This is a genomic window from Pseudomonas sp. MS15a(2019) (genome assembly GCF_013277805.1).
GTDB classification, from domain to species: Bacteria; Pseudomonadota; Gammaproteobacteria; order Pseudomonadales; family Pseudomonadaceae; genus Chryseomonas; species Chryseomonas benzopyrenica.
On record NZ_VBTN01000005.1, the window covers coordinates 176,375 to 187,901 of the forward strand.

The 11,527-nt window shown below is 66.9% G+C and carries 11 protein-coding genes; 2 read left to right on the forward strand and 9 right to left on the reverse strand.

All coding sequences use genetic code 11. From position 1 onward, the window contains the following. Positions 1–13: 13 nt before the first annotated feature. The 5 genes from FEZ61_RS09610 to leuS form a co-directional block, all read right to left on the reverse strand. Positions 14–1,336 carry a lytic murein transglycosylase gene (locus FEZ61_RS09610; protein WP_173148415.1) on the reverse strand — a complete coding sequence of 441 codons (1,323 nt, stop codon included), beginning with the start codon at positions 1,334–1,336 and terminating at the stop codon, positions 14–16. Positions 1,337–1,420: 84 nt separating this feature from the next. After that, positions 1,421–1,582 carry an alternative ribosome rescue factor ArfA gene (arfA, locus tag FEZ61_RS09615; RefSeq protein ID WP_007159657.1) on the reverse strand — a complete coding sequence of 54 codons (162 nt, stop codon included), beginning with the start codon at positions 1,580–1,582 and terminating at the stop codon, positions 1,421–1,423. Between the two features lie 89 nt (positions 1,583–1,671). After that, positions 1,672–2,709, reverse strand: coding sequence for a DNA polymerase III subunit delta (gene holA / locus FEZ61_RS09620; RefSeq protein ID WP_173148417.1), 1,038 nt, complete (start codon positions 2,707–2,709; stop codon positions 1,672–1,674). Between the two features lie 48 nt (positions 2,710–2,757). Further along, entirely contained in the window at positions 2,758–3,372 is a 615-nt protein-coding gene (gene lptE, locus FEZ61_RS09625) for an LPS assembly lipoprotein LptE (RefSeq protein WP_017642503.1), read from the reverse strand. Positions 3,373–3,397: 25 nt separating this feature from the next. Beyond that, the gene (gene leuS / locus FEZ61_RS09630) at positions 3,398–6,061 is read right to left on the reverse strand and encodes a leucine--tRNA ligase (RefSeq protein WP_017642502.1); all 2,664 of its coding nucleotides are present in this window, start codon (positions 6,059–6,061) and stop codon (positions 3,398–3,400) included. A 177-nt stretch (positions 6,062–6,238) separates the two neighbouring features. On the opposite strand from leuS, the gene FEZ61_RS09635 reads away from it, so the two are divergent. Both FEZ61_RS09635 and FEZ61_RS09640 read left to right on the forward strand, forming a co-directional pair. Beyond that, the gene (locus tag FEZ61_RS09635; protein WP_231356686.1) at positions 6,239–6,562 is read left to right on the forward strand and encodes a hypothetical protein; all 324 of its coding nucleotides are present in this window, start codon (positions 6,239–6,241) and stop codon (positions 6,560–6,562) included. Between the two features lie 40 nt (positions 6,563–6,602). Then, the gene (locus FEZ61_RS09640) at positions 6,603–7,364 is read left to right on the forward strand and encodes a YdcF family protein (protein ID WP_173148419.1); all 762 of its coding nucleotides are present in this window, start codon (positions 6,603–6,605) and stop codon (positions 7,362–7,364) included. Here FEZ61_RS09640 and lnt read toward each other — a convergent pair. From lnt to FEZ61_RS09660, 4 genes are all read right to left on the reverse strand, one after another. Then, positions 7,355–8,902 carry an apolipoprotein N-acyltransferase gene (gene lnt, locus FEZ61_RS09645; RefSeq protein WP_173148421.1) on the reverse strand — a complete coding sequence of 516 codons (1,548 nt, stop codon included), beginning with the start codon at positions 8,900–8,902 and terminating at the stop codon, positions 7,355–7,357. The two genes, FEZ61_RS09640 and lnt, sit on opposite strands and share 10 nt — an antisense overlap. A gap of 273 nt (positions 8,903–9,175) precedes the next feature. Beyond that, complete coding sequence (locus FEZ61_RS09650; RefSeq protein ID WP_017642498.1) at positions 9,176–10,012, reverse strand: transporter associated domain-containing protein; 837 nt, start codon at positions 10,010–10,012, stop codon at positions 9,176–9,178. Between the two features lie 7 nt (positions 10,013–10,019). After that, positions 10,020–10,475: an rRNA maturation RNase YbeY gene (gene ybeY / locus FEZ61_RS09655; protein WP_017642497.1), complete on the reverse strand. Its 456-nt coding sequence runs from the start codon at positions 10,473–10,475 to the stop codon at positions 10,020–10,022. Beyond that, positions 10,465–11,481, reverse strand: a complete 1,017-nt coding sequence (locus tag FEZ61_RS09660) for a PhoH family protein (RefSeq protein WP_064308511.1) — start codon at positions 11,479–11,481, stop codon at positions 10,465–10,467. The genes ybeY and FEZ61_RS09660 overlap by 11 nt, the downstream gene beginning before the upstream one ends. Positions 11,482–11,527: the final 46 nt, after the last annotated feature.

Below are 11,527 nucleotides of genomic sequence, written 5' to 3' on the forward strand. Positions count from 1 at the left end.
GTCGTCGAAGGCCTCAGCCGCGCAGTTTTTCCAGCAGCTGGTGATTGGGATAGCCGTCGGCGGGCCAGCCCTGGGATTGCTGGTAGGCGCGGATGGCCTTGCGGGTGTTGGCGCCGATGATGCCGTCGGCACTGCCCGGGTCCAGCCCCAGGGCAGCCAGGCGCTGCTGCAGTTCGACCCGCTCGCTACGGCTCAACGGCAGGTCATCGGTGGGCCAACTGCCGGCGATCTGGCCGGCGTCGCGATAGCGCTCCGAGAGCAGCGCCACGCCCAGGGCATAGGAGCTGGAGTTGTTGTACCTGAGGATGGTGCGGAAGTTGTTGAACACCAGGAAGGCCGGACCGCGATGGCCGGCGGGCAGCAGCAGCGAGGCGCTGTCGCTGGGCTGGGCGGCCGGTTGCGGCAGGCCGAGGCCCTGGATGCCCAGGGCGTTCCACTCGGCCAGGCTCTTGCGCACGCCCATGTCGGCCAGGCTGTAGTCGAAGTTGGCCGGGACCCGGACCTCGTAGCCCCAGGGCTTGCCGTCCTGCCAGCCGGAGGCCTTGAGGTAGTTGGCGGTGGAGGCCAGGGCGTCGGCGGTTGAGCCCCAGATGTCGCGGCGACCGTCGCCGTCGAAGTCCACCGCGTACTGGTCGTAGGTGGTGGGAATGAACTGGGTCTGGCCCATGGCGCCGGCCCAGGAGCCGATCATGCGGTCGGCGGTGACGTCGCCGTGCTGCAGGATGCCGAGGGCGGCGATGAGCTGGTCCTGGGCGAAGTCCGGGCGGCGACCTTCATAGGCGAGGGTGGCCAGGGAACGGATGACGCCCTTGTTGCCCATGTTGTTGCCGTAGTTGCTTTCCATGCCCCAGAAGGCCACCAGGCGCGCGGGCTCGATGCCGTAGCGGGCTTCCAGGGAGGCCAGCAGCCCGGCCTGCTGGATCAGCAGGCTCTTGCCGTTGCGCACCCGCAGGGGCGAGACGGCGGATTCCAGGTACTCCCAGACCGGTTTGGTGAATTCCGGCTGGCTGCGATCGGCGGCGATGACCGCCGGATCGGGTTGCACGCCGGCAAAGGCCTGGTCGAAGGTAGCGGCCGAGATGCCCCGGCCCAGGGCCAGGGTGCGAAAGCGACTGCGCCATTGCTCGAAGCTCTCATCCGGCTGCGGCAGGGCCTCGGCCGCCGAGGCGGGGGCATTGGCCGCGGGTGCGGGTTTGGACGAGGCGGGTGAAGAGGACGCCGCGGTGGGCGTCGTCTGGGTCTGGGCGCAGGCGGCCAGGGCCGCGGTCAGCAGGGTGACCAGGGTTCCGGCGAGGAGGCCGCCGGTCTTGAATCCGCGGGTTTTCCCGAATTGCATCTGTCTCCACCGGACGTCTAGGCAGGAAGGCTCACCTTAGCACGGCCCGGGTCCTGACGTCTGTCAGGCGTCTGAGCGCGGCTTTCAGGCGGCCAGAAAGACCGAAGCCTTCTCGTCTTGCAACGAGAAGGCTTCGCGGCGGTAGCTGCCTTTGCCCTTGGCGGGTTTTTCCTGGCGGGCGCGATAACGGGGATCGCTGACGAGGACCTTGGCCTTGTTGGGGCCGCGGCTGTATTTCTTGGCCATGAGTGCGTGCTCCGAGGGGTGGGGACTCCCCCTTGATGGGGGCACGCCAGTCTATTGCAAGGGCCGGCCATTACAAGCGCCGGCCAGCGCTAGGACCTGGGCAGGGCCAGTCGCTTGCCGGCGAGCGTCAGGGCGAGGCTGGCCAGCGTCAGCCAGACCTCGCCGGGCGCCTGGCCCTTGATCTGTTCGTCGGCGACCTGGGCCTCGCGCAGCAGGGCTTCCAGGCGGCGGGCGCCCTGGCGCTGCAGGGCCCGACTGACCAGGGGGCGTCGCTTGTCCCACACCGGCGGCTTGACCTGGGTGAAGGCGCGATCCAGGGGCGTACCGCTTTCTTGAAGATGGGCCAGGTTGGCCAGCAGTCGCAATTCCCGGGCCAGGGCCCAGAGCACCACGGCCGCCTCCACGCCTTCGCCACGCAGGCCTTCGAGGATGCGCAGGGCGTGCTCCGCATCGCCGGCCAGGGCGGCATCCAGCAGGCCGAAGACGTCGTAGCGGGCACTGTCAGCCACCGAGGCACGTACGGTCTCGGCGTCCACCTGTGAGCCTTCGATGAGCAGGCGGAGCTTTTCGATCTCCTGGGCGGCGGCCAGCAGGTTGCCTTCCACCCGTTCGGCGATCAGTTCGACCGCTTCGGGCGTGGCGGCCAACCCCAGGCGCGACAGGCGCTGGTTGATCCACTGCGGCAACTGCGCCAGTTCCACCGGCCAGATCTGCACGAATTGCGCCTGCGGGTGCTCCAGCAGGGCCTTGGCCCACTTGGTCTTCTGGGCGGCAGCGTCGAGGCGCGGCAGGCTGATCAGCAACAGGGTGTCCTCGGCCGGGCGGGCGAGGTAGTCGAGCAAGGCAGCGGAGCCCTTGTCGCCAGGCTTGCCGGTGGGCAGGCGCAATTCGAGGATGCGCTTCTGGGCGAACAGCGAGAGGCTGGCGCCGGCCTCGTAGAGACGACCCCAGTCGAAGCCGGCATCGACGTCGAAGACCTCGCGCTCGTCGAAGCCCTGAGCACGGGCCGCGCCGCGGATGGCATCGCTGGCTTCCTGGCAGAGCAGGGGCTCATCGCCACTGACGGCATAGACGGCGGCCAGCGAGCCCTGGAGCTGCTTGCCCAGCTGATTGGCGTTGAGTTTCATGCTGAACCGGAAGGGCAAACCGGAGCCTTGCGGCTCCGGCTGCGGCGCTTAGCGCGCGGGGGTGGGGATGTCGATCGGCGACTGCTGCGGCGGGGCGGACTCGCGGGCGCGGCGGTCGGCTTCGGCCTTGGCGGCGGCGCGGGCATCGGCGTCGCGCTGCAGCTTGTCCAGGCGCTCCGGCGTCAGGGCCTGCAGGCGGGCGGCCAGCTGCTGCACCAGTTCGCGACGCATTTCGCGACGCAGCTGGTCCTTCTGCTGTTCGGAACCGACGATGTTGTTCTGGTCGGTCACGTAGTAGCGCTGGGTTTCCAGATAGTCGCTGACCAGCACCGCCTGGTTCTTGCCGATGATGGTGTAGGGCTGACGGGTGGTCAGCTCGACCTCGGCACTGCGGGCGCCGCTGGTGTAGCTGGCGGTGCGCTCGCTCTGGGCTTCGCCACCCAGATCCAGGGTGTAGGGCGCGCCCGAGGTGATCCGCACATGGGCGTCCTCGAGCATGTCGCGTACGTCCTTGACGGTCTGGCCATAGGCGTCGCGCGCCGTCAGGTTCAGCTCGTTCACGGTCAGGCGGGTTTCGCCTGTGCCACGCAGCTGGAAGCCGCAGGCGGTCAGCAGGGTCGCCAGGCCGACTACCGCAAGGCCGGGGAGAATCCGTTTCTTCATCTGTTGTCTGCTCCGTTCGCGTGTCTTAGTTGGCGACGATGTTGACCAGTTTACCCGGGACCACGACGACCTTGCGGATGGTCAGGCCCTCGGTGAAGCGTGCCACGTTCTCGTTGGCGCGGGCGGCGGCCTCGATGGCCTCGCGGCTGGCATCGGCCGGTACTTCGATCTGGCCGCGCAGCTTGCCGTTCACCTGGATGACGATCTGCAGACTGTCCTGCACCAGGGCGCTTTCGTCCACCTGCGGCCAGCGGGCGTCGATGACCGCATCGCTGTGGCCCAGCTGCTGCCAGAGACCGTGGGCGATGTGCGGGGTGATGGGGGCCAGCAGCAGGGTGACGGCCTCCAGGCCTTCCTGCAGCAGACGGCGATCGGTGTCGCTGTCCTGGGCAGCCTTTTCCAGCACATTCATCAGGGTCATGACCGCGGCGATGGCGGTGTTGAACTTGTGATGCTGACCGATATCCTGGCTGGCCTGGCGGATGGCCAGGTGGATGGCGCGGCGCACCTCCTTCTGGGCCGGCGACAGCTCGCCAAGGGCGTCGGCGCTCGGCAGGCCCTGGGTAACGTGGGCCTGGGCCAGACGCCAGACGCGGCGCAGGAAGCGGCTGGCGCCCTCGACGCCGGAATCGGACCATTCCAGACTCATGTCCGGCGGCGAGGCGAACATCATGAACAGCCGGCAGGTATCGGCACCGTACTGGTCGATCATCGCCTGGGGATCGACGCCGTTGTTCTTCGACTTGGACATCTTCTCGACGCCGCCGATTTCCACCGGCTGGCCGTCGCTCTTCAGGCGCGCGCCGATCACCTTGGCCTTGGCATCGCGCTCCACCTCGACATCGGCCGGGTTGAACCAGTCCTTGCTGCCGTTGGGCAGGGTGCGGTAGTAGGTCTCGGCCACCACCATGCCCTGGGTCAGCAGATTCTCGAAGGGCTCGTCGGAATCGATCAGGCCCTGGTCGCGCATCAGCTTGTGGAAGAAGCGCGAATAAAGCAGGTGCAGGATGGCGTGCTCGATGCCGCCGATGTACTGGTCGACGGGCAGCCAGTAGTTGGCTTCTTCCTTGTCCAGCATGCCGCCGGTGAAGTTCGGCGAGGCATAGCGGGCGAAATACCAGGAGCTTTCGACGAAGGTATCCATGGTGTCGGTTTCACGCCGGGCCGGCTGGCCGTTGCGCGGATCGGCGGTCTCATAGAACTCGGGCATGCGCGCCAGGGGCGAGCCGGCGCCGTCCGGCACCACGTCTTCGGGCAGCACCACCGGCAGCAGGTCGGCCGGCACCGGGATGTCGATGCCATCTTCGCCGTGGATGATCGGGATCGGGCAGCCCCAGTAGCGCTGGCGGCTGATGCCCCAGTCGCGCAGGCGGAACTGGGTGCGCGGCTGACCCAGGCCCTTGGCCTGCAGATCGGCGCCGATGGCGTCGAAGGCGGCGTCGTAGCTCAGGTTGTCGTAGGCGCCGGAATTGATCAGGAAGCCTTCCTTGCTGCCGTACCAGTCCTTCCACTGCACCGGGTCGAACTGGTAGCGCTCGTATTCCGCGGGGCTGTAGTCGTCCGGATTGGCCAGCACGCGGGTGGCCTCGGCGGTATCCACCACCTGGACGATGGGCAACTGGTACTTGTTGGCGAATTCGAAGTCACGCTCGTCGTGACCGGGCACGGCCATGACCGCGCCGTCGCCATAGTGCATCAGCACATAGTTGGCGACCCACACCGGCAGGCGGGCGTTGGTCAGCGGATGGCGGACGAACAGGCCGGTGTCCAGGCCCTTCTTCTCCTGGGTGGCGATGTCGGCTTCGGCGACGCCGCCGCGCTTGCACTCGTCAATGAAGGCTTGCAGCTCGGCATTGCCCTGGGCGGCCTGGGTGGCCAGCGGGTGTTCCGCGGCCACGGCGACATAGGTGGCGCCGAGCAGGGTGTCGGGGCGGGTGGTGAAGACCTTCAGGGTGCCTTCGGCGCCGATGCTGTCCTGGTCATAGGGGAATTGCACCTCCATGCCGCGGGACTTGCCGATCCAGTTGCGCTGCATGGTCTTGACCTGCTCGGGCCAGCCGGGCAGGCCGTCGAGGGAGGTCAGCAACTCTTCCGCATAGTCGGTGATGCGGAAGTAGTACATGGGGATCTCGCGCTTCTCGATCAGCGCACCGCTGCGCCAGCCGCGGCCGTCGATGACCTGCTCGTTGGCCAGTACGGTCTGGTCCACCGGGTCCCAGTTCACCGTGCCGTTCTTGCGGTAGATGATGCCCTTCTCGAACAGCTGGGTGAACAGCCACTGCTCCCAGCGATAGTAGTCGGGCTTGCAGGTGGTGACCTCGCGGGACCAGTCGATCGCCAGGCCCAGGCTCTGCAGCTGGGACTTCATGTAGGCGATGTTCTCGTAGGTCCACTTGGCCGGGGCCACGCCGTTCTTCATGGCAGCGTTTTCGGCGGGCATGCCGAAGGCGTCCCAGCCCATGGGCTGCAGGACGTTCTTGCCCAGCATCCGCTGGTAGCGGGCGATGACGTCGCCGATGGTGTAGTTGCGCACGTGCCCCATGTGCAGCTTGCCGCTGGGGTAGGGGAACATCGACAGGCAGTAGAACTTCTCCTGGCCCGGACGCATGGTGGCCTTGAAGGACAGATTCTGGTCCCAGAAGGACTGGGCGGCGGCTTCTATTTCGCGGGGCTGATAGTGTTCGTGCATGGGCGTGTCGAGGGCTGCAGAGGCGTTTGATCGAGCCGCCAAGCATACATGACCCCCCGAGCGCGGGGAAATGTCCCGGGCTGTCGCTTGTTTCGCACTCCGGGGGAGGCAGGGTTGGAAGGGCCGTACTAGGCTGATCAAACGTCCGTTCAATTACCCGGGAGGATGATCGCCATCATGGGAAAGTTTCGACGCGAGTCCGACAAGCTGCCCGTCGACGTGCGCCTGCAACGGCGCCTGGCGCTGGCACTGGATGAGGCGGCTACCCAGGAGCGTCTCTATGACAGCGCCGATGGGGAGGTCGAGGTGCAGGGCCTGAGTCCGGCCGAGTACGCCCTGATCAGGCGCTGGCTGGAACGTCACCAGGCGACGGAGGCGGCCATGGCCTGCTGCCTGGGCTGCGGGCGGGTACAGCCGGCGGGATCCTTTTGCAGTCATTGCCAGGGGCGGCAGGTCCTGGTCGAGAGTCCTTCTGCCCGGGTCCGCGCTCCCCTACACTGAGCGCCGCCGCGGCCCGGAGGTCGCCTCGACCGGAGAGACCATGGGTCTGCGCTATTTCTTCAAGCAACTGCTGCTGCCACCGGGCGGCCTGCTGCTGCTCCTGTTGCTAGGGTGGTGGTTGCGTCGTCGCTATCCCCGTTTGGGTCTAGCCTGCTTCCTGGGCGGTCTGCTGGGGCTCTGGGCCAGTACCCTGCCGGTGGTGGTGGAAACCGGCGGTCGCCTGCTGGAGCGCGACGCCGCCCTGCCCGAAGCGCGCTGGGCGACGCTTGCGCAGCAGGTCGATGCCATCGTGGTGCTGGGCGCCGGGCGCGAGGTGGACGATCCGGGCTGGGCCGGCGATGCCGCCAGTCACCTGGCGGTGGAGCGATTGCGCTATGCGGCGCGGCTGGCCAAGGCCAGCGGCCTGCCGGTGCTGATCACCGGAGGCTCGCCCCATGACCGACCGCTGAGCGAGGCGGCACTGATGACCGAGGTGATGGAGCGTGACCTGGGGGTGCCGGTGCGCTGGCAGGAAGGTGCCAGCCGCACCACCTGGGAGAACGCCACCCTCAGTGCGCCGCTGCTGCGTGAGGCCGGGGTGAAGCGGGTGGTGCTGGTGACCCAGGCCTATCACATGGCCCGTTCGCGCTGGTGCTTCGAGCGCCAGGGCTTCCAGGTGGTGGCCGCGCCCATGGGCTTCATCGGTATTCCCAACGCACGGCCCTTCGGTGGCTGGCTGCCGGAAGCCAAGGCGGTCGAGCAAACCGCCCAGTTGCTCAACGAGGCCGCTGGGCTGCTGCTCTATCCGCTCGCCTATCGCTGAGTCACCACCAGCGGTGCCTCTTCGGGACGATCCTGCCGCCGCAGCAGCAGACCCCAGAGCAGCACGAGGGCGGAAAAGATCCCCAGCGGCCAGAGGCGGTAGTGCAGATAGGGCGTCAGGCCATCCATGGGCACCACGCTGCCCTGCAGCACGCCGACCTCGAACGCCGGGATCTGCCGGCTGATGCGACCGAAGGGATCGACCAGGGCGGTGATGCCGTCGTTGGTAACCCGTACCAGCCAGCGACCGCTTTCCAAAGCGCGCATCTGCGCCATCTGCAGGTGCTGCTGCGGACCGATGGACTTGCCGAACCAGGTGTCGTTGCTGATGGTGAGCAGCAACTGACTCTGGGCCGCCATGCTGGCGACGAATTCCGGATAGACCACCTCGTAGCAGATGTAGGGCGCCACGCGATAGCCCTTCACCAGTAGTGGCTCCTGCTGCTCGGGACCGCGGACGAAGTCGGACATGGGCAGGTCGAAGAAGCCGATCAAGCCACGCAGGTATTCCTGCAGCGGCACGTATTCGCCGAAGGGCACCAGCTTCTGCTTGTAGTAGGTACCCGAGCCGTTGCCGACCGCGGTGATGCTGTTGAAGTAGCGCGAATCGCCGTCGGCGTCGCGTTCCCGGGCGGGCAGGCCGGTCACCAGGGCGCCGCCATGGGCCGCCACCTGGGCGCCTTCGGCGGCGAGGAAGTCACTGACGTATTCGCGCAGCACGGGAATGGCGTTTTCCGGCCAGACCACCAGGTCGGCGTCGGTCTGCTCGGCGGTACGGTCGCGATAGAGCGCCAGCGTGGCGCGGGCGTGGTCGGGATTCCACTTGAGTTCCTGGGCGATGTTGCCCTGGACCCCGGCGACTTTAAGCGGCGCGCCGGCCGGTTGCGTCCATACCTGGCCCTGGAAGACATCGCCGGCCACCCAGGGCAGGGCCACCAGCACCAGGGCCGCGATCAAGGCCACCGGTCGCAGGATCAGCCGCGGGGCGTTGACCAGCAGCGCCGCGGTAAAGGCCAGCACGGCCGAGATCAGCCAGACGCCGCCCAGGGGCGCCAGACCCTGCAGGGGACCGCTGAGCTGGCTGTAGCCCAGCAGCAGCCAGGGAAAGCCGGTCAGCGCCCAGCTGCGAAACAGCTCCAGGGCGAACCACAGGCCGGCGAAGGTGAGGGCGTCGCCCAGGGGTGCCTGGTTGCGTCTCAGGCACAGCGCCCACAGGCCGGCGGGCAGGGCGAAGAACAGCGCGATGCCGGCACAGAAACCCACGGTGAGAAAGAGCGCCAGGGGCACCGGCGCGGCCCCGTAGGTGTGGATGCTGACGTAGATCCAGCTGGTGCCGGCGAGAAAGGCGCCGAAGCCGTAGCACCAGCCGCGCAGCAGTGCGCGCCAGGCACCGAGCCCCTTGAGGCCCAGGTAGAAGAGACCGGCGGACAGCAGCGCCAGCGGCCAGATATTGAAGGGGGCCAGCGCCAGGGGCGTGAGGGCACCGGCGAAGAGCGCCAGAAGGTTGCCCTTCCAGCCGGGTTGAGAGATCCAGCGCATCGAAAATCCTTGGTCCGATCGAGGCTGCGCAAGCTTACTCGCCAGCGCGAGTCAGTGCCAAAGGCGCTTGAGGGAGAGCGAGCCAGGTCGCAGTTGGGGAGGGGATAGTAAAGGCTATCGCGGCCATGGCGATCCGTCGGTTGGGCTAGGACGACTCTATCGTCGAAGCCCAACAGTCGTGCAGTCGAGGCAAGGCCTGTTGGGCTTCGCTGCGCTCAACCCAACCTACGGCGGTCCGTAGGAGGGCGTGCGATGGGCATTGCCTGGGCCGTGCTAGCGGTTGACCGGGGTCACGCGCAGCAGGTGGATGCGGCGGCCGTCGGCGTTGAGCACGCGGAAGCGGAAATCGTCGATCACCGTTTCCTCATTGCGCTTGGGCAGGTGGCCCAGGCGATTCATCACCAGGCCGCCGGCCGTGTCGGCCTCGGTGTCGGCGAAGCGGGTTTCCAGAATTTCGTTGAGCGTCTCGATGGGGGTGAGCGCCTTGACCACGAAGTCGCCATTGGGCAGCGACTTGATGAAGCTCTCTTCCTCCACGTCGTGCTCGTCCTCGATCTCGCCGACGATCTGCTCCAGCACGTCCTCGATGGTCACCAGGCCGGCGACGCCGCCGTATTCGTCCACCACGATGGCCATGTGGCTGTGGGTGGAACGGAATTCGCGCAGGAGTACGTTGAGCCGCTTGGACTCGGGTACGAAGGTGGCCGGGCGCAGCGCCGTCTTGAAGTCGAAGACCCGTGCAGGGTCCAGCAGCAGCGGCAGCAGGTCCTTGGCCAGCAGCAGGCCGAGCACGTCGTCGGGGCCATCGCCGATCACCGGATAGCGCGAGTGGGCCGCCTCGATCACCGCCGGCAGGAATTCGGCGGGGGTCTGCTGGGCGCGAATGCTGATGATCTGCGAGCGCGGCACCATGATGTCGCGCACCTGCAGATCGGCCACCGAGATGGCGCCTTCGACGATGGACAGCACCTCGCTGTCGAGCACCTTGTTCTCGTGGGCTTCGCGCAGCAGTTCCAGCAGTTCCTGGCGGCTCTTGGGTTCATGGGCAAAGGCCTGGACGATGCGTTCCAGCCAGGAACGATGCCCAGTGCCTGATCGATCTTCGTTCATGTGTGTGTCATTCACCGTAGGGATCGGGGTAGCCCAGTTCAGCGAGCAATTGGCGTTCCAGGTCTTCCATCTCCTCGGCTTCGTCATCTTCCAGATGATCGTAGCCGAGCAGGTGCAGGCAGCCGTGGATGACCAGGTGCGCCCAGTGCGCCTTGGCGGGCTTGCCTTGCTCGGCGGCCTCGCGGGCCACCACGGGGGCGCAGATCACCAGGTCGCCGAGCAGGGGGATATCGAGGAATTCGTCCGGCACGTCGGCCGGAAAGGACAGCACGTTGGTGGCGTAGTCCTTGTGTCGCCAGGTGCGATTCAGCTCGCGGCCTTCGTCTTCGTCCACCAGGCGGATGGTGAGTTCCGAGTCGCCCTGGCGGGCGCGCAGGGCCAGTTCACACCAGCGGCGTAAGTCCGGCTCCTCGGGGAGGTCGGCCGCCTCGCTGGCGACCTGGACGTCCAGTTCAATCGCCATGGCGATCCTCTCCAGACGCGCGCGGCTGGTCCTGCAGCGCCTCGAAGCGGTCGTAGGCCTCGACGATGCGCTGCACCAGCGGATGGCGCACCACGTCCTTGGACTCGAAGTGGGTGAAACCAATGCCGGGCACGTCGCGCAGGACCTCGATGACGTGCTTGAGGCCCGACTTGGTGCCGCGCGGCAGGTCGACCTGGGTGACGTCACCGGTGATCACCGCGGTGGAGCCGAAACCGATGCGGGTCAGGAACATCTTCATCTGCTCGAGGGTGGTGTTCTGACTCTCGTCGAGAATGATGAAGCTATTGTTGAGGGTGCGGCCACGCATGTAGGCCAGCGGCGCGACCTCGATGACCTGGCGCTCGATGAGCTTGGCCACCTGCTCGAAGCCGAGCATCTCGTAGAGGGCGTCGTACAGCGGTCGCAGATAGGGGTCGATCTTCTGTGCCAGGTCGCCGGGCAGGAAGCCCAGCTTCTCGCCGGCTTCCACCGCCGGACGCACCAGTAGGATGCGGCGGATCTGCTCGCGCTCCAGGGCGTCCACGGCGCAGGCCACGGCCAGGTAGGTCTTGCCGGTACCGGCCGGACCTATGCCGAAGTTGATGTCGTGATCGAGGATCGACTTGACGTAGCGCTGCTGATTGGCGCCGCGCGGGCGGATCATGCCCTTCTTGGTGCGCAGGGCGACGCTGGTGTCGCCACCGCTGCGGTGCTCTTCCTGCAGGGCTTCCAGACCGGATTCCTGCAGATAGAGGTGCACCAGTTCCGGTGCTACCGCCGTGCCGCTGGCGGTCTCGCGATAGAGGCGCTGCAGGAGATTCTGCGCTGCGCGGGTGCGCTCGGGCTCGCCGACCAGTTCGAACTGGTTGCCGCGATTGCGGATCTCGATGCCGAGACGGCGTTCGATCTGGCGCAGATTTTCATCGAGCTGGCCGCACAGGTTGGCGAAACGGTCGGCATCGAAGGGTTCGAGGGTGAAGTGCTGGAGCGTCTGGGGGGTATTCAAGGTGTGCTGGGAAACCCTTTGGATTGGCTTTACGAAAACTTGACGT

Excerpts from the sequence above, each read along its gene's own strand:
- leuS (WP_017642502.1), bottom strand. The coding sequence starts at position 6,061 with ATGCACGAACACTATCAGCCCCGCGAAATAGAAGCCGCCGCCCAGTCC.
- FEZ61_RS09640 (WP_173148419.1), top strand. The coding sequence starts at position 6,603 with ATGGGTCTGCGCTATTTCTTCAAGCAACTGCTGCTGCCACCGGGCGGC.
- lptE (WP_017642503.1), bottom strand. The coding sequence starts at position 3,372 with ATGAAGAAACGGATTCTCCCCGGCCTTGCGGTAGTCGGCCTGGCGACC.
- lnt (WP_173148421.1), bottom strand. The coding sequence starts at position 8,902 with ATGCGCTGGATCTCTCAACCCGGCTGGAAGGGCAACCTTCTGGCGCTC.
- FEZ61_RS09610 (WP_173148415.1), bottom strand. The coding sequence starts at position 1,336 with ATGCAATTCGGGAAAACCCGCGGATTCAAGACCGGCGGCCTCCTCGCC.
- holA (WP_173148417.1), bottom strand. The coding sequence starts at position 2,709 with ATGAAACTCAACGCCAATCAGCTGGGCAAGCAGCTCCAGGGCTCGCTG.
- arfA (WP_007159657.1), bottom strand. The coding sequence starts at position 1,582 with ATGGCCAAGAAATACAGCCGCGGCCCCAACAAGGCCAAGGTCCTCGTC.
- FEZ61_RS09635 (WP_231356686.1), top strand. The coding sequence starts at position 6,239 with ATGGGAAAGTTTCGACGCGAGTCCGACAAGCTGCCCGTCGACGTGCGC.
- FEZ61_RS09650 (WP_017642498.1), bottom strand. The coding sequence starts at position 10,012 with ATGAACGAAGATCGATCAGGCACTGGGCATCGTTCCTGGCTGGAACGC.
- ybeY (WP_017642497.1), bottom strand. The coding sequence starts at position 10,475 with ATGGCGATTGAACTGGACGTCCAGGTCGCCAGCGAGGCGGCCGACCTC.